The sequence below is a fragment of the Azospirillum sp. A26 genome, assembly GCF_042604635.1.
In the GTDB taxonomy this organism is placed as follows: Bacteria; Pseudomonadota; Alphaproteobacteria; order Azospirillales; family Azospirillaceae; genus Azospirillum; species Azospirillum palustre.
Genome location: NZ_CP170474.1, coordinates 49,927 through 69,343, shown reverse-complemented (window position 1 = coordinate 69,343; position 19,417 = coordinate 49,927). Strand labels below are relative to the sequence as shown.

The 19,417-nt window shown below is 67.7% G+C and carries 18 protein-coding genes; 6 read left to right on the top strand and 12 right to left on the bottom strand.

The genetic code is table 11. The features are described from left to right. Positions 1-190: 190 nt before the first annotated feature. Complete coding sequence (locus ABNQ39_RS24055; RefSeq protein WP_376962764.1) at positions 191-484, bottom strand: hypothetical protein; 294 nt, start codon at positions 482-484, stop codon at positions 191-193. Here ABNQ39_RS24055 and ABNQ39_RS24050 point away from each other — a divergent pair. From ABNQ39_RS24050 to ABNQ39_RS24030, 5 genes are all read left to right on the top strand, one after another. After that, complete coding sequence (locus ABNQ39_RS24050; protein ID WP_376962762.1) at positions 474-1,856, top strand: efflux RND transporter periplasmic adaptor subunit; 1,383 nt, start codon at positions 474-476, stop codon at positions 1,854-1,856. The genes ABNQ39_RS24055 and ABNQ39_RS24050 overlap by 11 nt on opposite strands. A gap of 92 nt (positions 1,857-1,948) precedes the next feature. Further along, complete coding sequence (locus ABNQ39_RS24045; protein WP_376962760.1) at positions 1,949-2,563, top strand: hypothetical protein; 615 nt, start codon at positions 1,949-1,951, stop codon at positions 2,561-2,563. Positions 2,564-2,612: 49 nt separating this feature from the next. Beyond that, positions 2,613-5,726 (top strand): efflux RND transporter permease subunit, encoded by a 3,114-nt coding sequence (locus ABNQ39_RS24040; protein WP_376962758.1) that lies wholly within the window; start codon positions 2,613-2,615, stop codon positions 5,724-5,726. A gap of 49 nt (positions 5,727-5,775) precedes the next feature. Beyond that, positions 5,776-6,012, top strand: coding sequence for a hypothetical protein (locus tag ABNQ39_RS24035; protein ID WP_376962756.1), 237 nt, complete (start codon positions 5,776-5,778; stop codon positions 6,010-6,012). After that, entirely contained in the window at positions 6,009-6,863 is an 855-nt protein-coding gene (locus ABNQ39_RS24030) for an SH3 domain-containing protein (protein ID WP_376962754.1), read from the top strand. Before ABNQ39_RS24035 ends, ABNQ39_RS24030 begins: the two co-directional genes overlap by 4 nt. Before the next feature lie 47 nt (positions 6,864-6,910). Here ABNQ39_RS24030 and ABNQ39_RS24025 read toward each other — a convergent pair whose 3' ends face one another. After that, a complete protein-coding gene (locus ABNQ39_RS24025; protein WP_376962752.1) occupies positions 6,911-8,620 on the bottom strand; it encodes an AMP-binding protein in 1,710 nt (569 codons plus the stop codon). Between the two features lie 184 nt (positions 8,621-8,804). Here ABNQ39_RS24025 and ABNQ39_RS24020 point away from each other — a divergent pair, with 184 nt between their 5' ends. Further along, the gene (locus ABNQ39_RS24020; protein ID WP_376965028.1) at positions 8,805-9,056 is read left to right on the top strand and encodes a CPBP family intramembrane glutamic endopeptidase; all 252 of its coding nucleotides are present in this window, start codon (positions 8,805-8,807) and stop codon (positions 9,054-9,056) included. Positions 9,057-9,329: 273 nt separating this feature from the next. Here ABNQ39_RS24020 and ABNQ39_RS24015 read toward each other — a convergent pair whose 3' ends face one another. The 10 genes from ABNQ39_RS24015 to ABNQ39_RS23970 form a co-directional block, all read right to left on the bottom strand. Then, positions 9,330-10,505 carry a porin gene (locus ABNQ39_RS24015; protein ID WP_376962750.1) on the bottom strand — a complete coding sequence of 392 codons (1,176 nt, stop codon included), beginning with the start codon at positions 10,503-10,505 and terminating at the stop codon, positions 9,330-9,332. A 42-nt stretch (positions 10,506-10,547) separates the two neighbouring features. After that, on the bottom strand, positions 10,548-11,294 hold the full coding sequence (locus ABNQ39_RS24010) for a hypothetical protein (protein ID WP_376962748.1): 747 nt from the start codon (positions 11,292-11,294) through the stop codon (positions 10,548-10,550). After that, complete coding sequence (locus tag ABNQ39_RS24005) at positions 11,291-11,704, bottom strand: SET domain-containing protein (protein WP_376962745.1); 414 nt, start codon at positions 11,702-11,704, stop codon at positions 11,291-11,293. The genes ABNQ39_RS24010 and ABNQ39_RS24005 overlap by 4 nt, the downstream gene beginning before the upstream one ends. A gap of 33 nt (positions 11,705-11,737) precedes the next feature. Further along, positions 11,738-12,892, bottom strand: coding sequence for an SDR family oxidoreductase (locus tag ABNQ39_RS24000; protein WP_376962743.1), 1,155 nt, complete (start codon positions 12,890-12,892; stop codon positions 11,738-11,740). Positions 12,893-12,965: 73 nt separating this feature from the next. Further along, on the bottom strand, positions 12,966-14,639 hold the full coding sequence (locus ABNQ39_RS23995) for an ATP-binding cassette domain-containing protein (protein WP_376962741.1): 1,674 nt from the start codon (positions 14,637-14,639) through the stop codon (positions 12,966-12,968). A gap of 7 nt (positions 14,640-14,646) precedes the next feature. After that, positions 14,647-15,969, bottom strand: coding sequence for a prohibitin family protein (locus ABNQ39_RS23990; protein ID WP_376962739.1), 1,323 nt, complete (start codon positions 15,967-15,969; stop codon positions 14,647-14,649). 1 nt (position 15,970) lies between these two features. Beyond that, on the bottom strand, positions 15,971-17,737 hold the full coding sequence (locus ABNQ39_RS23985; RefSeq protein WP_376962737.1) for an ATP-binding cassette domain-containing protein: 1,767 nt from the start codon (positions 17,735-17,737) through the stop codon (positions 15,971-15,973). Between the two features lie 7 nt (positions 17,738-17,744). Then, on the bottom strand, positions 17,745-18,503 hold the full coding sequence (locus ABNQ39_RS23980) for a substrate-binding periplasmic protein (RefSeq protein WP_376962735.1): 759 nt from the start codon (positions 18,501-18,503) through the stop codon (positions 17,745-17,747). Between the two features lie 8 nt (positions 18,504-18,511). Beyond that, on the bottom strand, positions 18,512-18,682 hold the full coding sequence (locus ABNQ39_RS23975; RefSeq protein ID WP_376962733.1) for a hypothetical protein: 171 nt from the start codon (positions 18,680-18,682) through the stop codon (positions 18,512-18,514). A 34-nt stretch (positions 18,683-18,716) separates the two neighbouring features. Next, a complete protein-coding gene (locus ABNQ39_RS23970) occupies positions 18,717-19,220 on the bottom strand; it encodes a YcjF family protein (RefSeq protein WP_376962731.1) in 504 nt (167 codons plus the stop codon). Between the last annotated feature and the right edge of the window lie 197 nt (positions 19,221-19,417).

Genomic DNA, 19,417 nt, shown 5'->3' with positions numbered 1-19,417 from the left:
GGTCCATATCCGGGACGGTCGTGCGTTCGCTGCCTTGCCGACCGGATCGGGCATCATCGAACGCCGGAATCTACATGCCGAATGTGTTTGGAACGGTGGATCGCACCATGGCGGGCCAAGACCAGCCTCATGCCGTCGGCTCTGTAAGGCCGGCGAAGGGCCCCCGGCAGCAGGGCCGGCGGCTGCCCGGTCAGCCGGTGGCGCTCGGGCGCAGCGCGGGGCTGTCCCGCGCGGTGTCCTCGGCGGTTTCCGCAGCAATCCTTCTGGCATCGATGTCCGCGGCACCCGCCGCGGCCTGGAGCCGCCACGGAACGGAAGCGGAGGATGAGGCTGCCGTCAGGGTGCGTCGCCCGTCTGCCGCACCGTCTGCCGCCTCATCTACTGCCTCGTCCGCCGCCTCGTCCGACGACGGGGCTTGGCTGTCGGGCACCGGCCAATGGATCGGCTCGACCGCCTGTTCGGCGGCCAGCACGGTGGTGAACACGGCAACCGCACCGGTCGCGGCGGTTGGCAGCTATATTTCCAGCGGGTCGAACGCCCTCAGCCAGTTCAGCTGGGAAGTCGCCTATATGTTCGGGGTCAACCGCACCCCGGTCAGCCAGGTCCATGTCACGGACGCCGCGATGCCGGCGGCATCGGCGCAGGATCCCTCGGCACGGGAGGCCGGCCAGACCGCTCCCGCAGCACCGCCAGCATCTCAACCGGCGCCGGACGCCACCCCGCCGATGCCCCCGGTCGCACCATCCGAACCGGCAACGCCGCCGGTGGCCGCCGTGGCCGAAGCGGTGGCCGCCGCGCCGCAACCGCGCGCGGCGGATGCGAAGCTGCTGGCGTCGCTGGCGGTCGACAAGCCCCAACGCAGGCCGGACGGCTCCTATTTCGTGCCGAAGCCGCTGCAACGGATGTTCGACATCCGCACGCACCGGGCCGACAGCGTGCGCACGCCGCTGACGGTCAAGCTGCCCGGCCGGATCGTTCCGGACCCGAACGCCCATGGCGATGTCGAGGCAAGCCTGCTTGGCCGCATCGAACCGCCGAAGACCGGCATGCCGGTCCTGGGGGAAACGGTGCGCAAGGGACAGATCCTCGGCTATGTCGCGCCGGCCATCGGCGTCGTCGACCGCAGCCAGGTCCGGCGCGAGGTCGCGCGGCTGACCAACGAGATCCGGATCACCGCCGAGAGCGTGGAGATCCTGAAGCAGTTCTGGTTCGTGCCCTTCCGCGACGGCAAGGTGATGCAGGCGGAAGTGCGGCTGGAAGGTCTGCGCCGCGAGCGGGAGGCCCTGCTGCCGATGCTTCAGACCCAGGAGGTGCTGCGGGCGGCCATCGACGGCGTGATCAGCGCGTCGACCGCCATCAATGGCCGCATCGTCCATCCCGGCGAAAAGATCTTCGAGATCGTCAACCCGCAGCGCCTGTGGATCGAGGCGGTCGCCGCCGACCCTGAGGTCGCCCGCGGCACGCAGCTGGTCCATGACGCCAGCGCGGTGACGCCGGAGGGCGACGCGCTCGACCTGACCTTCATCGGCAGCGGGCTGGCGTTGCAGCAGCAGTCGGTGCCCCTGATGTTCCGGATCGAGAATCCGATGGATGGACTTCGGGTCGGCCGTCCGGTGACCGTCACGGTCCGCAACGAATCGAAGATGCGCGAAGGCATTCCCATCGCCCGCGAGGCGGTGGTCAACGATTCGGGCGGGGCCGAGCAGGTCTGGGAACTGGTCGAGCCTGAGGTCTTCATGCCGCACACGGTCAAGACCGAGATGATCGATGGCCGCAGTGTGCTGATCTCCGCGGGATTGGAGCCGGGCGCCCGGATCGTCACCCACGGTGCCCGGCTGCTGTCGCAGTTCCAGTAACGCCGCCCGTCCGCTTCCGTCCGGCAGGAACGGCGCCCGGCCAAAACAATGCCCAGCCAAAAACAATGAACGCAGATACAGTGGAGGACGCCATGGAGTTTCGCAGTAGGACGGCAGACTGGCTCCGTTGCGCCGGCGCCAGCGCGGTATCCGCCGTGCTGGCGGTGTGTCTGGCGGCAGGGATGAGCGCCGGTTCCGCCGGCCCGGCTCTGGCCGACGAGACCGGGCCGGCCGGGACTGCCGCGTCGCCGCGCGTCGCGATGGTCATGGAGCTGGCCCGGACGACGGTGAGGGGGGCTGCAGCGGAACCCGTCAGCGTCGTGGTGATCGCCAACCAGAAGCGGCTGTTCGCCTTCGTCGACCGCTATGACAGCAGCGAGGCTTTGAGTGGGGCCGAACTGCGGATCGACACCCCGCGGCAGACGCTGGAGCTGAGCGAGGTTTCTCCCGGCATCTACCGCTCCGAACCCTACCTGCCGCCGGCCAGCGTCACGCCGCTGACGGTGAGGATGGCGCTGGCCGGGGCGACCGCGACCGGGGCCGCCGACCTGTTGGTGCCGCGACTGGCGGACACCGTCCCCGGTGCCGCGTCCGCCCACCGGCCTATCGTCTGGGCGGGGGTGGCGGTCGCCCTGATCGTGGCCCTCCTGTGGATGTGGCAGCATCCGGTGGCCATCCGCCGCCGCTGGCCCGGCAAGGCAGCCTGATCCCTCGCCACCTCCAGCCTTCCGGCCGCCTTCGGAGACGCCCGTCGTCATGTTCACCTTTCTCGTCGGACTCAGCCTGCGCCAACGCCCCCTCGTCCTGATCGCGGCGCTGCTGATCACCGGCTGGGGCGTTCTGATCGCGCGGGACATGCCCATCGACCTGCTTCCCGACCTGCATCCGCCGATGGTGACGATCGTCACCGAGGCCGGCGGCTATGCGCCCGAGGAGGTCGAACAGCTCATCACCTATCCGATGGAGCTGGTGCTGAACGGCATGCCGGGGGTGTCGCGCATCCGCAGTTCGTCGAGCCCCGGCTTTTCGCTGATCTATGTCGAGTTCGTCTGGGGCACCGACCCGCTGCGCAACCGTCAGCTGGTCATGGAGCGTCTGGCGATGGCGCGGGAGCGGTTGCCGGACGACATCACCCCAAATCTGGCGCCGATGTCGTCGGTGATGGGCTTGGCGATGCAACTGGTGGTGCAGGCCCCCGGCATGGATCCGATGACCCTGCGGGAGCTTGCCGACTGGACGATCCGCCCCCGGCTGATGGCGGTGGAAGGCGTTTCGCAGGTCTATGTCGTGGGCGGCGATGTGCGGCAGTACCGCTTCACGCCGAACCCCGTCGCCATGAACATGCTGGGAATTACGCTGACCCAGGTCGAGCAGTCGCTGAACGATTTCGGCCGGAACAGCAGCGGTGGCTTCAACGACCTCTACAACACCGAATTCATTATCCGCAACGTCGGCCGCAGCCGCAGCCTGGACGATCTGCGCAGCCTCGTCGTCACCTATCGCGACGGGCGTCCGGTGCTGCTGAGCCAGATCGGCGACGTCAGTTTCGCCGCCAAGGTGAAGCGTGGCGAGGGCAGCTTCAACGGCGAGCCCGCCGTCCTGATGGCGATCCTCAAGCATCCTGCCGCCAACAGCGTGGCGCTGGCCGGCCGGGTCGAGGACATGCTGGCCGAACTGGCACCCTCCCTGCCGCCGGGCGTGGAGGCGAGGAAGATCTCCTACAGCCAAGCGGACCTGATCAGCGCGTCGGTCGAGAATGTCGAGGATGTGCTGCGCGACGCCATCGTCATCGTCGCCGTCGTGCTGGCCGCCTTCCTGTGGAGCGTGCGCACCACCGCCATCTCGCTGCTGGCGATCCCGGTGTCGCTGATCGTCACCATCATCACGCTGAAGCTGATGGGGTCCACCATCAACACCATGACGCTGGGCGGCATCGCCATTGGCATCGGCCAGCTGGTGGACGATTCGGTGGTCTATGTCGAGAACACCTTGCGCCGGCTGGGCGACAACCGTCGGCGCCACCGGCCGCTGGAGGTGATCGAGGTCATCATGCGCGCCTCGCAGGAGGTGCGGTCGGGCATCATCTACGCCACCGCGATCATCCTGCTGGTCTTCCTGCCGCTGTTCGCCCTGCCGGGCGAGCAGGGGCGGCTGTTCGGTCCGCTCGGCGTCGCCTACATCGTATCGATCTTCGCCAGCCTCCTGGTGTCGCTGACGGTGACGCCGGCGCTCTGCGCCTATCTGCTGCCCAACATGAAGCATCTGGAGGAGTCGCATGACGGCCGGCTGATCCGCTGGCTGAAGCGGCTGAACGGCCGGGTGCTCGGCTGGTCGCTCGATAATCCGCGCGCCCTGCTCGGCGCCACCGCCGGGCTTGTCGTGCTGTCGGCGCTGGCCCTGCCGCTGCTGCCGCGCTCCTTCCTGCCGCCCTTCAACGAGGGAACGCTCTATGTCCAACTGCTGAACCGGCCCGGCATCTCGCTCGCCGAATCGAGCCGGGTCGGGGCGATGGCGGAACAGATCATCCTTCAGGTGCCGGAGGTGGTGAGCGTCGCCCGCCGCACCGGCCGCAACGAGGATGACGAGGACGCCGATCCGGTGAACAGCAGCGAGTTTCCAGTTCGCGTCCGGCTGGACGGCCGCAGCCGCGCCGAGGTGATCGAGGATCTGCGCGACCGCCTGTCGGTGCTGCCGGTCGATCTGACCGTGACCCAGTTCCTGACCTCGCGCATGGAGGTGGCGCAGAACGGCGTGCGCGGCGCCATCGTCATGAAGATCTTCGGCGAGGATCTGGGCACGCTGCGCATGCTGGCCGGCCGCTTCCGCGAGAAGTTCGACGATATTCCGGGCCTGCGCGACCTGCTGGTCGAGCAGCAGGTCCAGGTCCCGCAGATCCGCATCACGCTGGATTACGAGCGGGCCAAGCTGTTCGGCGTGACGCCGGCGCAGCTGGCGGAGGCCCTGGAGAGCCTGTCGAACGGCCATACGGTGTCGCAGGTGATCGACGGCGGCAAGCGGTTCGACGTGGTTCTGCGCCTGTCGGATGCCGACCGCACGCCGGAAACCCTGGCCCAGATGCGGATGGAAACCCCGGCCGGCTATGTACCACTGTCCTCCGTCGCCACCATCGTCAACGCCGCCGGTCCCAACCAGATCATGCGCGAGGCGGGCATGCGCCGGATCGTGCTGACCGCCAACACCGACGGGTCGGACATGTCGGCCATCGTCGCGCAGATGCGGGCGAAGATCGCTACCACCCCCTTGCCGTCCGGCTACAACACGCTGCTGGAGGGCAGCTTCCGCCAGGAGGAGGAGAGCCGGCCGGTGATGGCCGGGCTGTGCGCGGTTTCCATCGCCCTGGTGTTCCTTGTCCTGTACCAGCGCTACCGCTCGGTGGTGCTGAGCCTGATCGTGATGGCGAACATTCCGCTCGCCCTGATCGGCTGCGTCGCCGCCCTGGTCGTCTTCGGCCAGGATCTGAGCCTTGCCGCCATGATCGGCTTCATCGCGGTGACCGGTGTCGCGGTGCGCAACGGCGTGCTCAAGATCAGCCATTTCATCAACCTCGCCCTGCATGAGGGGGTGCCGACCGGCCGCGTGCTGATCATGCGCGGTTGCGAGGAGCGGCTGACGCCGGTGCTGATGACCGCGCTGTCGGCGGGGTTGGCGCTGATCCCGCTGCTGTTCTCGTCCGATATGCCGGGAACTGAAATCCTCCATCCGGTGGCGGTCGCCATCTTCGGCGGGCTGATCAGCTCCACCCTGCTGGACACGCTGACCACCCCGGTGCTGTTCCAGTGCTTCGGCCAGGAGGCGCTGGAGCGGTTGCGCGTGGTGGCCGAGGGCGACCTCGCCAGCGAGACCTTCTGACCCGAGACCTTCCGACCCGAGACCTTCCGACCCACGAGGAGACAGCATCATGGAGCCGACCTCCCTGACCGTCCTGGTCGTCACCGCGTCGCTGCTCGGCGGCGTCGCCATGGACGTGGGCATGAACACGCTCCAGAACTGGTACGACACTTTTTATCAGGATGCATTCTGGAGCAGCCGGAAGGTCAGCCCGGAACTGGAGGCCCAGCTCGCCCGCGAAGAGGCGGAAATCGACCGGCTGATCAAGGCCAGTGACTTTGTGAACGAGGAAAGCGCGAAACCATGAATTCGACCCGCCCGGCCCGTCGTCCGCTTCCCCCGGCTGCCTTGGCCCTGGCCGCCTTGACCCTGTTCCTCCTGGCCTCGCCGCCGACGGCCGGGGCGCAGAGCGCGCGTGACACGCCGTCGGCGCAGGTCACGCCGCTGGACGGAGACTTCGTGGCGACCGCGCGGATCAATGTGCGCGAGCAGCCCTCGGCGCGGGCGTCACGCATCGAGCTGGTCGATGGCGGAAGCCGCCTGCGGGTGACCGGCAAGGTGGCCGACGCCCCCTGGTATAGCGTGGTGACGCAGAGTGGCAGGACCGGTTTCGTGTCGGCCGACCTGCTGCGCGCGGCTCCTCCGCCGGCCGGCGGCGCCTCCGGCCCGGCGAACGCGCCGGTTCCGGTCTCCACGCCGGTTGCCGCTGCCGCGGTGTCCGCTCCCACGCCGGTGCCCGCCGATCCGGTCCTGCTGGAGCGACTGGACAAACTCCAGGCCCGGCTGGACGAGATCGAGCGGAAGCTGGCGGCGCTGCCCGACCTCCAGGCCCTCGCGGATCGCGGTACCGGTGATGCCTCCCGGATGGAGACGCTGAACGCCACAATCGAGATGGCGAAGGGAATGATGGAGACCCTGTCCGCGTTGCAGGAACAGGCATCGACCCGGCTGAACGAACAGCGTGAGGAGTTCGGCAAATTCAGCGACCGGCTGAAGTCGGTCGAGGAGGACATGCAGCCGGCCGTCGAGTGGATCAAGCAGTGGAAGGACAAGGCTCCGCCGCTGGCGGAGGAGGCAAAGGGATGGTTCTCGACCGCCACCGGGGCCGTGTCGGGCTGGATCGGCGCCTGGCTGCCGTGGGGTGCGCGCGCGTCATGATCCCCGTCGCCCCGGCCGGCAGTCCGCCGGCCGGGGATTAGGATGCGTCAGGCGGTGCGGTCCTGCGACAGGTTCAGCTCCTCGATCATGGTCTGGCGCATGACGAATTTCTGGATCTTGCCGGTGACGGTCATCGGGAAGTCTTCGACGAAGCGGATGTATTTCGGGATCTTGTAATGGGCGATGTTGCCCTGGCAGAAGGCGGTCACCTGCTGCTCGGTGAGCGCCGTCCCCGGCTTCGGCCGGATCCAGGCGCAGAGCTGTTCGCCATACTGCTGGTCGGGAACGCCGAACACCTGCACGTCGGCGATGTCGGGGTGGGTATAGAGGAATTCCTCCACCTCGCGGGGATAGATGTTCTCGCCGCCGCGGATCACCAGATCCTTCAGCCGGCCGACGATGTTGCAGTAGCCCTCCCTGTCGATGGTGGCGAGGTCGCCGGTGTGCATCCAGCCGGCTTCGTCGATGGCCCTGGCGGTCTGCTCGGCGTCGCCCCAATAGCCGCGCATTACCGAATAGCCGCGGGTCAGCAGTTCCCCCGGCGTGCCCGGCGGGACGATGCGACCCTCCGCATCGACGATCTTCACCTCCAGATGCGGCTGGATGCGCCCGACGGTGGAGACGCGCCGTTCGAGCGGGTCGTCGGTGGAGCTTTGGAAGCTGACCGGACTGGTCTCGGTCATGCCGTAGGCGATGGTGATCTCGCGCTGGTTCATCTCGGAGACCACGCGCTTCATCACCTCGATCGGGCAGGGCGAGCCGGCCATGATGCCGGTGCGCAGGCTCGACAGGTCGTAGCGCGCGAAGTCCGGGTGGTCGAGCAGGGCGATGAACATGGTCGGCACGCCGTGCAGCCCGGTGCAGCGCTCCTCCTGCACCGCGGTCAGCACGGCGACGGGGTCGAAGCCCTCGCCCGGTATCACCATGCAGGCCCGGTGGGTGACGCAGGCGAGGTTGCCCAGCACCATGCCGAAGCAGTGATAGAAGGGGACCGGGATGCACAGCCGGTCCTGTTCGGTCAGGCGCATCGCCTCGCCGACGGAAAAGCCGTTGTTCAGGATGTTGTGGTGGGTCAGCGTGGCGCCCTTCGGGCTGCCGGTCGTGCCGCTGGTGAACTGGATGTTCACGGGATCGTCGAATTGCAGGATGCCGGCCAGCCGCCCCAGCTCCGCCACGTCGGCCGGGCGGGCCAACGCCGGCAGATCGTCGAAATTCAGCATGCCCGGCGTCTTTTCCGCCCCCAGGCGGATCAGATGGCGCAGGCTGGGCAGCCGTTGCAGCGACAGGGGCTTGTCGGCCGCCGTCTGCGCCAGTTCCGGCGCCAGCTTGGCCATCATGCCGAGATAGTCGCTGGACTTGAAGGACGGCGACAGGATCAGGGCGGCGCAGCCGACCTTGTTGATGGCGTATTCCAGCTCGTGCAGGCGGTAGGCCGGGTTGATGTTGACCAGGATCAGGCCGGCCTTGGCGGTGGCGAACTGGGTCACCACCCATTCGGCGTTGTTCTGCGACCAGATGCCGATGCGCTCGCCCGGCTTCAGCCCCAGCGCCACCAGCCCCGCCGCCACCCGGTCGACGGTGCGCTTGAACTCCGCATAGGTCCAGCGGACGTCCTGGTGCCGGACGATCAGGGCAGGCCGGTCGGGGGACAGCGCCGCCATGCGGTCGAGATGCGCGCCGATGGTCTCGCCCAGCAACGGGGTGCTGCCCGCCCCGTGAACATAGCTCTGGGTCAGCGAGGTGGTGTCGGTACTCAAGGCTGCTTTCCTTCCCCGGATGATTTATGGACCATGATTTTTGAACCAGCGGTCCTTTATGGACACCGCCCCCCGGTGGGAGCGTTGCGGTCTCCCCTTACTGAACCCATGCGGAGGTGGCCTGTCGATCCCCCGTTCGGCTAGGTGACCCGGTTGATGGGAGACCGAGGCGTCACCCCAGCCGCTGTTCCTGGAAATCATCGTCCGCGGCATTCAGGCATCGCTTCGGCCGCTCCTGACCAGCAGATACAAGGCGCTGGAGAAGATCCTGCTGTCCAACATGCTGTTCAGCGCCACCCATCTGCATGTGTCGATCATGCCGGCGCTGGCGGTGCTCCCCCTCGGCCTTTGTTGGGGCTGGATCTTCGCGCGCCAGAAGCCGCGCGGTGTCGGTGGCGGGACGCGCCTGGGGCGGGATGCGGCAAGCCTGATTTGAGACGGTGCAGGAAACCGTCAAATCCGCTTTGATGACGCGAAATGGAAAGACTAGAATCCGTCTGATGCTTATTGAAGCACCAGACGGATTCTAGTCTTTTGGTTTTCCGTGTGATTCACGCTTCAAGCGATTCCGCTTGAACCGATCAAACTCTAGGCTTCACTGGTTCCTGCAACCGCGAGGCCCACGGACCGATGCGTGGTCATGCATCGGTCCGGAGACTTCGGCGGGCCGGCGGTAGGGCCGGCTGCCAGGGAGTGTTCGTCCTGGGCCTCAGAATGCCAGACGGGTGTCCAGCATCAGGATGTGCGCGCGGTCGGTCAGGTCGCCGCCGCTGGCCGCAGCGCCCGACAGGGTCGAGCGGACATAATCATACTCCAGCCCGGTGGTCAGGCCGGGGGCGACGGTCCAGGTGACGCCGCCCTGCCAGACGTCGGCCTTGGCCGGCGTCGTCATGGTCGCCATGTCGTTGCCCAGCGCGCGCATGTAGTTGGCGGCGAACAGCAGCGGGCCGCTGGTGTATTGGGCGCCGACGATCAGGTTCTGCTGGTTGCGCGACTGCGGGGTCCCCTTGGCATAGCCGCTGTCGCCGCTGTAGGCGTAGCTGACGCCGACCTTCGCCGGCCCGTAGCCGACATTGGCGCCGACATGGAACGAGTTCAGATCCTCGAAGGACTGGCTGGCGATGCCGTCGCTCTGCCGCACCGCCTTGCCGGTCTGGTAGAAGGCGCTGGCCTCCACCGTCACGTCGCCGAAGCTGTTCTGGAAGGCGGCACCCGCTTCGACCACGTCGCGGAAGGCGAGCGCATCGCCAAGCGCATCCACCTTGCGGCGGTTGATCGACGTGTTGGAATCGCCGGTGCGCGGGGTGTAGGACACCGCGGCCTGCACACCGCCGAAGCTGGGGCTGATGTAGATGAACTTGGTCCCGGTGTCGTAGGACACCAGCGTGCGCAGGCTGGTCGCCGCCAGCGGCAGGGCGGCGTAGGTCGACGAGCCGTGGAGGAACAGGATGCCGTTGCTGTCCGGGCTGCCGGCGATGCCCTCCGTGTTGGGGCCGATGATGCCGTATTCGTCCGACAGCCCGTTGATGACGCCGGCCTGGATGGTGCCGAAGGACCCGTTGGCGAAGAGGAAGGCGCGGTCGTTCTCCACCGTCCGGCTCGACACCGAAGGGTCGCCGTTGCCGGAGACCAGACGCAGCCGGGCGCCGTAGGTCAGCCCGTTGTCGGTGGTGGCCGACGGGGTGACGGTCAGGCGCAGGCGGTTGGAGAACTCGGTCGAGCGCAGCCCGCTGTCCTGCTTCTGGCTGACATAGGCGCCCTGGAAATAGGCGTCGCCGCCGATGGTCAGGCTAAACTCGGCCTCGGCAAGGGCCGGGGCGGCCTGAAGCGCGACGACAGCGGTGCCGGCCAGGGCTGCGGTGCGGAGAAGGGAGATCTGGGACATCGGGCGCATCGGGATGGTCATTCCGGGAAAGGGCGGCAGGCGTCAGGCCGTCTGGTCAATGGGGAACCAGCGGCGGCCGAACGGGGTGAGGTTTTCGTCGGTCAGGCGGGCGAGGCAGAGGATTTCGACACTGTCGGCCCAGCGCGGGTTGAGGTCGCGGAACTGGGCGACCGCAGGGCTGTCGAGCTTGGCCTCGCTGATGGCGCGGGCCTCCTCCGTCAGGCCGTAGCCCTGCCATTTCCAGTCCACGGTGCCGGTGTCCGGGTCATAGTACTGGGCGAAGCACTCGCGGCCGATATGGTCGCGCAAGGCCCGGTCGAGGTCGTCGAGCGTCCGGTCCGCGCTGGGCGTGTGGCGGAGGAACAGCATCGGCATGTAGCGGTAGGAGCGGTAGCCGACGGCGCTGTAGCTCCAGTACCAGAGCCGCCCCGACCGGTCGGCACGCGCCCGCCCGACCATTTCGGCGACCATGGCGCGCACCAGCCCGTTCGACCCCCAGAAGCGCCGCTCCAGAATGCAATGGGCGGTGTGGAAGGCGCCGACGGCGGTGCCGGCGATCTCCGTTTCCTGGCGATAGACCGTCGCGAAGCCGACCAGTTCGCCGGTGGCCGGATCCTCCTGCAGGACGCAGTGGTCGAGGTCGCCCAGCTCTTCGTTGAAATACTCCTCGCCGTACCCCTCGAACCAGACGCTGAGCAGGGCGAACATCACCGCCCGCCGCTCCGGCGTCAGGGCGGCGGGTTCGACGATGCTGGTCATCAGGGGATGATGCGACGCGCGCGGCGTCATACCGGCCCTCCAGACAGATAGCTGGCCGCACCCGCGTCGCGGACATCGGCGCAAATGTCCTCGTAGTTGCAGGTGATCTCCTCGCCGGCGGCGATGGCGCGGCGGGTGACGAAGACCCGCCAGTCGCCGGGGTCGGCCCGGCCGATGGACGGCTCGTCGTCATGGTTGAGGAAGCGGGCGTCGTCGCCGGGCAGCAGGACGCCGACCCCGTCGATCACGCAGCCGTGGAAATCCACCAGCCGGGAAAGCTGGGGGAACTCGTCCAGCAGCGCGTCGTCAGGGGCGAAGAGGCGGTCGACGCGGGCATCGAACCGCCACACCGGCGTGCCGGCCGCGACCGGCTCCTCGGCGAAGAGACCCAGCCCGTGGATCGGGCTGGATGCGAGGCGGGTGGGGATGAGGAGCGGCATGGCGTTTCTTTTCCCGGACGACCTGTCGATGCGTCAGGCGGCGGCGTTGGCGGGAGCCAGCGATTCGTCGAACTCGAAGCTGGCAGCGTCGTCGACGAACTGTTCCTCGATGGTCGTGCGCGGCTGCTGGAGGCAGACGCCGATGTAGTCGGCGAAGCGCGGCGGCGGGGCGAAGCCTTCCGACAGCAGGCGGCTGTTGTCGAAGGCGATGTCCTGGGCGGTGAAGCGGTGGTACTTGCGGCCGCCGGCCGCCATCGTCCGGTGCAGGATGTCGCGCTGCGGGAATGCCAGGCGATAGGCGCGGTCGAAGGGCTTCCACCCCTCCGGACCCTTCGGGTCGAAGAAGCTGTAGGGGCGGGTGCCCTCATGGCCGTGGCTGGCGAAGGCGTCCTGGAAATCGACCCAGGTCGTCCGGCTGCCGAGACCGGCGGAGATGTGGTAGATGTTGTGCTTCAGGTCGGGCTTGCGCAGCAGGTCGTGCAGACGGGCCGACGCCCAGTCGACGGGCACGATATCGATGAAGCCGTCGGGCGAGCAGGGCAGGATGCCGGTGCGGTCGACCAGACGGAAGAACCAGAAGATGCTGGCGCTGGGGCGCACGCCCAGCTGGGTGTGGCCGACGACGATGGACGGGCGGCAGACGACGATCGGCAGGTCGGGGAATCCGGCGGCCAGAGCGCGCTCGGCCGCGGCCTTGCTGCGGGTGTACTCGACGATGTGGGGCGTGTCGTGGCCGGGGGCCGGGGCCTCGCTCACCATCTCCAGCCACGGCGTCTCGCCGCAGCAGAAGGCGGTGCCGATATGCAGGAAGCGCTGGAGATGCTTCATCCGGCGGGCGCGGGCGGCCAACGCCAGCGTGCCGTCGACGTTGATCTGCCAGACCGAATGGCGGCTGTCGAAGGAGGTGTCGGCGGCGACATGGACGATGTGGGTCACCGCGTCCAGCCGCGGGTCGGTGCTGGTCGCCAGCGATTGCAGGTCGCCCGGCAGAATCTGGCACAGGCCGGCATAGGCATCGGCCGTGGCGCGGTCGACGCAGCGCGCGAGGTTGGAGGCGAGACGGGCGCGGCAGGCGGCCTCGTCGGCGCCGCGGATCAGCAGAAGGCAGTCCGCCGCGGACCCGTTCTGCACGGCGTCGAGGTAGAAGGAACCGCCGAGAAAGCCTGTGCCGCCGGTGAGAAGGATCATGGTGTGCCTCTGTCTCGCGTCTGGGTGATGGGGGCAGGGGAGGGGATAGGGAGGAGGAAGGGTTGGACCCGCCTCAGGAAGAGACGGGAAGAAGGTCGGGGGCGGGAATGCCACCCGCGGGAACCGTGGCGATGAGCTGGCGGATGCCGCCGCGGTCGACCTGCAACTGCACATCGGCCGCATCGAAATAGGCGTCGTCGTGGGTCACCGCGATCACGGTGATGCCGCGCGCCTTCATCCAGGGAATGATCTCGCGGTAGAACTTGCGCCGGAAATAGGGCGACTGGTCGGCCGCCCATTCGTCCAGCACCAGCACCGGCTTGCGCTCCAGCAGCGCGGCGATCAGGGCAAGGCGTTTTTTCTGGCCCTGCGACAGATCGACGGTGGTGAAGGCACGTCCGTCGATGGCGACCTTGTCGGACATCTCCAGCAGGTCGAGAAGCTCTTCGGCGAAGCCGTCGTCGAGCGTCGTCGCGCCATAGAGCTGGCGGGTGACATGGCTGTCGGAGAAGACCACCGCGAAACGGTCGCGGTGGGCAGCGAGGCCGTCCGGCCCGACCGTCACGCCATCCACCGACAGGCTGCCGCGCTGGATCGGATAGAGGCCCAGCAGCATGTGGATCAGCGTGCTCTTGCCGGCACCATTGTGGCCGGTGATGAAGACGACGCTGCCGCGCTCGACCGTCATGTCCACCGGGCCGACGGTGAAGGAGCCCGTGCCGTCCCGCCCGGCATGGCGGAAGGTGGCGCCCTCCAGGGCGATGGTGGAGAAGGGATCGTCCATGCCGGCGTTGCGGCCCGGAGCGACCGCCTGCGGCGCCGCCTTCAGCTCCGCTTCCACCGCCAGATAGGAGCGGGCGGCGGTCTCGGCGCTGATGTAGGAGGGGTAGGAGGCGACGATGGTGATGACCGGATAGGCGATGAAGGCGGCGGCATGGCCGGCCAGGATGACCGTGGCGATGTCGGTGTTGGTGACCGCCGGCAGCAGGAAGATGATCCCGGCCAGGGCGGCGTAATAGGTCAGTTCGCTGATGGTGAAGTAGTGGCTGTACTCCGCGCCGAAGCGGTGGCGTTCCTTGCGCAGGGCTTCGGCGCAGGACGTCGCGTCGGCCAGCGCGTTGGCGGCGCGGCGGCGGTTCAGCTTGCATTCGCGCAAGGTCTGCAGGATGTGGTCGGACCGTTCCGCCAGGGCGCCTTCGGCCTCGTGGATCGTCTCCGACATCAGTTCCAGCCGGATGACGGAGCGTCCGATCAGGATGCCGCCGACAACCAGGAAGCAGAGCACGATCAGCACCGCCGCACCCGACAGGGTGGAGAGATACAGCAGGCACAGCACGATTGCGGCAACCGACTGGAAGCTGATGACCAGGGTCGGAACCGCCTGGGCCAGCATCTGCAACTCCCCTCCCGCCACCTGGGCGAGGCGGGAGGGGCCGACCGCCATCGCGTCCGGCAGGTCGGCGGCCACGGCCCGGCGCAGCAGGTCGACGCGCAGGACGGCGAGCGCGGCCTGCATGCGCTTGGACGCCGCGTTCATCATCCAGCCCTGGGCGATCCGCCACAGGAAGGCCGACAGCAGGAAGACGATCAGCAGACGTTGCAGCCCCTCCGGATCGTCCAGCACCAGCAGGGCGTCGTTCAGCGAGGTCAGCAGGGCGAGGTTGAGCGCCGCCGCCAGCACCGCCAGCAGAAGCAGCGGCTGCATGTTGCGCAGCGCCTCGCGTCTCAGAATGCGCCAGAGATCCATCGCCGCCTCACTTCGACTGGATCATGTCGAGGAGCTTGGACGGCGATACCTTCGACAGGATCGGCGCCGAGGCCGCGGTCTTGGCGCCGTCCTTTGCGGGTTCCGGCTTGGCGGCCGGAGCCGGAGCCGGGGCCGGAGCCGGGGCCGTCGCATGCCCGGCCGCAGGGGCCGATTCGCCGCCGCCGGTGTTCAAGCTCGGCATCTGACCGACGGGGGTCTGGCCCGGCGTGCCCTCTCCGCTCAGCGACGGCAGCTGCGAGACCGGCGGCACAGCGGTGCTGGTGGGCACCGATGTCAGCTTGGCGTTCGGCGAGGCCGGCGGCGCGCCCGGCGCCGCGGCGGTGGCACCCGGAGCCGGCAGGGGGTTCTGGTTGGAGGCGGCGTCGAGGATCAGCGGAAGCCCGCCGCTGGCGGCGTTGCCGATGACGACGATCTTGGCGTTGGGCGAATGGGCCAGCTCCAGCGTCGCCTCGATGCCGCGCCAGCGCAGGTAATTCTCGGTCAGGTTGGCCTGCACGGTTTCCTGGAAGGCGCGGATGCCCTGGCCTTCCAACTGCTTGCGCTGGCTTTCGAACAGTTCGCGCTGGAGGCGGAACTGGTATTCCTGCGCCGCCTGATCCTGCTGAATCTTGCGTTCGATCGACGCCATGATCGCTTCGGGCAGCGAGACATTGCGGATCAGGATGTCCTGGATCAGCAGATAGCCGGTCTTGGTCCGCCCGTCCGGCTTCGGCACATTCTCCGCGCCGATCAACTGGGCATACATCACGCGGTCGGCGACCTGCTCGTAGGTCTCCGTCTGCACCCGCAGGCGGCGGTGGGCATAGAGTTCGTCCGCCTTGAAGCGCGACACGATTTCTCGCGAGACGGAGCCGACCTCCGGCACCAGCAGGACTTCAAGGTAACGCGGGCCGACATTCTTGTGTAGGGCGGCCAGCATCTCCGCGTAGGGGCGGTAGCGGACCGTGATCTCGATGCTGACGTTCAGGCCGTCGTTGGCGATGGCCGTATAGGACCGGGTGTCTTCCTGCAGGCGCAGGTCGTAGACCTCGATCTTGTCCCAGGGGAAGATGACATGCACGCCTTCGGCCAGCGCCGGACCCATCTGCGTGCCTTCGTGAAAACGCTTCCACAGCACGCCGCCATGGCCGGCGGGGATGAATACGACGATGGACGGAGCGAAATAGAGAAAGATCAGGATGCCGACCAGCAGCGTGCACAGCAGGGAGCGGCGGTGTTCGTCGTACCAGTGGGCCAGCAGCGCACGCAGGCGCGACTTCGGCTTCGGCAGCGCATCGGCATCGTCGATGGTGAAGGCCTGGTCAGCCATATCACGCGGTCTCCTGCAAGCAAGCCATGGCGGGATCCGAAGCGGACCCCATGTCGGGTCGGGACGCGGCCGTCGCGGCCGGCATGTCCGTTGACCTGTCGATTGTTTCAGTGCTCGTCATCCGGCCGTTGGTCATCCGGATGGTGACGTCGCAGACCGACGAGACGTCGCCGTCGTGCGACACGAAGATCACGGTGCGGCCGAGGGCCCGCAGCTTGCCGATGATCTCGTTGGTGAAGCGGGTGCGGAATTCGGCATCCTGGTCGGACGTCCATTCGTCGAGGATGACGACCGGCCGGCCCTCCGCCACCGCCACCGCCAGGGCGACGCGCCGGCGCTGCCCCTTCGACAGGTCGCGGTTCAGCAGCCCGTTTCCGGTATCGGGAACCAGATGGTCGATCTTCAGATAGGCCAGCATCTCGCGGAACAGCTCGGCATCGAAGCCGGGTCCCTGCGGCAGCCGGGTGAACAGGTGATGGTCCTGGAACACGGCACAGAACAGGTCGCGGTAGGCCTCCAGCCGGTCGGTCTCCACCGGCTGCCCGTCGAGCAGCACCTGACCCTCGTCGGGGCGGAACAGCAGCGGGATGACGCGCAGCAGGGTGGACTTGCCCGACCCGTTGGAGCCGACGATGCCGACCACGCTGCCCGCCGGGATGGTCAGGTCGATGGGGCCGATCACGAAGGGTTCCGGCCGCAGCCCGGCGCGGTAGGCGAAGCTGACGCCGCGCAACTCGATGCAGGAGAAGCGGCGCGGGGCGCGGGCGGTGCGCGACGGCGCGTATTCCAGGGCCGGCATGGTGCCAAGCAGGGCCGTCAGCTGCGCCGCGGCATCCTCCGCCGCCACATAGTCGGGAACGGCGTTGAGGAATTTCGACAGCGGGCGGGCCAGGAACAGGATGACCGAGGTGACCAGCGGCAGTTCGGACACCGACATCGCGCCCATGCGCGGGAAGATGAAGACGAAGACCGCCGAGAAACCGATGATGATCGTCGCGATCCAGGAGAACAGCTCGCCCAGATTGCGGCCGTGGCGGCGCTTCAGCTCTTCCCAGCGGGCGACGTCCGCCTCCACCGCTTGGGACAGCTCGTCGCGGCGCGCCTTGCCCAGCTTGACCTCGGCATTGCCGCCGACCAGTTCGGAGAAGCCCTGGAGCATCCGCAGCTCCGACTCCTTGGCTTCGCCGAGCAGCGAGCGGGTCCGCTGCGCCTCGCGCACGTACCAGCCGCCGACCAGCAGCGCCGCCACCAGCAGCAGCGTGGCGCCGACGGTGGACAGGGTCCACAGGTAGAGGTAAGCGACCGCCGCCACCAGCATCATGTTGGCGGCGATGGACAGGTTGGGCAGCAATGCCGCGATGCGCTCCAGATGGTGGTTGCCGAGATCGAAGGAGCGCTTGGCCTGCAAATCCAGGATGTCGGCGTGGCCGCCCAGCGTGACGTGGCGGAGGAAGCGCCGCCGCACCTCGGCCAGCGCGCTGAAGGCGGTGGTCAGCGTCAGGGAGACGAAGCGCTTGGCAAACGCGTAGGACACCAGCAGCGACAGGCAGAAGATCAGGAAGGGGGTGTCCAGCACCTCGCCGCGCATCCAGCCGCTCAGCTCCGCGCTGAGGCTCATCAGGCTGATGAGGTTGGCGGTGGCGGCGACACAGCCGGTGATGACCAGCCGGGTCAGGATGCTGCGGTCGGCTAGGCCGATCAGCGGCAGCAGCGAGGACGGCGGTCGGCTGGGAGGGGGCCGGTTGGAAGAGGAAGTGCGTTTGGCCATCGTCCGGTCACTCCGCCAGCCAGCCGTCGAGAATGCGGGCGATGGTTCCGTTGTCGCGCAGCTTGACGAAGGCGGCTTGCAGCCGTTCCGCCTTCTCCTTGCGCGCCTTGGGCAGGGCGATGTAGCGGGGGATCAGCCCGACCGGCTTGGGCAGCACGCGCACGTCCTTCAGCCGGCCGTCCTGCTTGGCCATGTAGTTCAGCACATGCAGGTCGCCGACGATCACGTCCACCCGGCCGAGGATCAGGCGGCGGAAATTGACCACGTTGCTGCTCGACGCCACCTTCTCCAGATATGTCGCCGCATCGAAGTCGGCGGCGTAGGAGAAGCCGTCGACCACGCCGATGCGGTAGGAGGTCAGATCCTCCAGCCGGTCGAAGGTGATGTTGGAGTCCTTGCGCACCATGAACACGGTCGTGCCGGTGCGGAACGGGCCGATCATGTTGTACTGCGCGAAGCGGGTCGGCGACGCGATGAACTGGAAGCCGATGTCCGCGGTGTTCTCGTCCATCGACTGGACCACCTCGGTCCAGGACAGCGGGCGATGGACCGGGGTGACGTTCAGTTCCTTCAGCAGCGCGTTGACGATCTCGGTGTCGATGCCGGTGCGGTTGCCGTTGAAGGAGTAATTGTAGGGCGGAAAATGGTCCTCCGACGCGACGGTCCAATATTCGGCGCGGGCCGGAGTGCACAGCACGAGCAGCGCCAGCAGGGCCAGCAGCAGTGCCGGCAATCGCCGAGGCGCGTTGGGAGGGAGCATGGTCATGGCTGCTGTCACGCCTTGGCCAGCTTCTTGCGGCGGCCGGTGAGCAGGATCATGACGAGGAGGGCGCCGGGCGGCGTCAGAACCACCGCCAGGAAGGCGTAAAGCAGGAAGCCGCCGCGGCGGCCGATCCCCAGAAACCCGACCAGCAGGCAGAGACCGATATAGATCAGCTCGAACACGGCGATGCTTCCTTCTTTGCCCGGCGTTCAGGCGTCAGACGGCCTTCTGGACCGGCTGCTCGTCCATCTGCGGTGCTGCGGCCGGAGCGTCGGCAGCGGCCTCACCCTTGGCGGCCTCGAACTCCTTGCGGAAATAGTCGCGCATCGCATCGATGTCGAAATCCAGCAGCGTGCCACCGGTCTCGAAATGCTGGGCGAACACCTGGCCCAGGGCCCGGGTGGCCGCCAGCGACAGCGCCGGCATCACCGCCACGCCGAGGGCGGTGCCGATGAAGGGGACGGCCTTGACGGCGGAGCCCAGGACGCTGGAGCTGAGAGCCCCCGGCATGACGCCGCCCAGCAGGGCGCCGACGATGGCGCGGGTCCGCTCCTGCGCGAACTCGACTCCATAGAGCTTGGCGAGCTTATGGACGAGGTTCAGCTGCGCCGCGCTGACGGCGGCGACGTCGGCGCCCGGAACGGGGATCAGCCCGAAGGCGCCCGAAGCGTAGCTGTGATACTTAATCAGGTCCTGGGCGCGCTTCTTACGGTCTACCATGATCCGAAGCCTTTCTCGGGTCGGGAAGAGTTGATCTGCGGTGGAAACTACGGCGTCGACCACACGTTTCCGTCCAGTCGGCGTCGCTCGGCCGAGCCTTCCGGTGGAAGGCGGCAGCCGATCGTCAATTGCAGGCATGGCGATTGACAAACGAAAGGCGTTGGCTGCCCGCGGCAGCGAAGAAATTAGCTAATGAT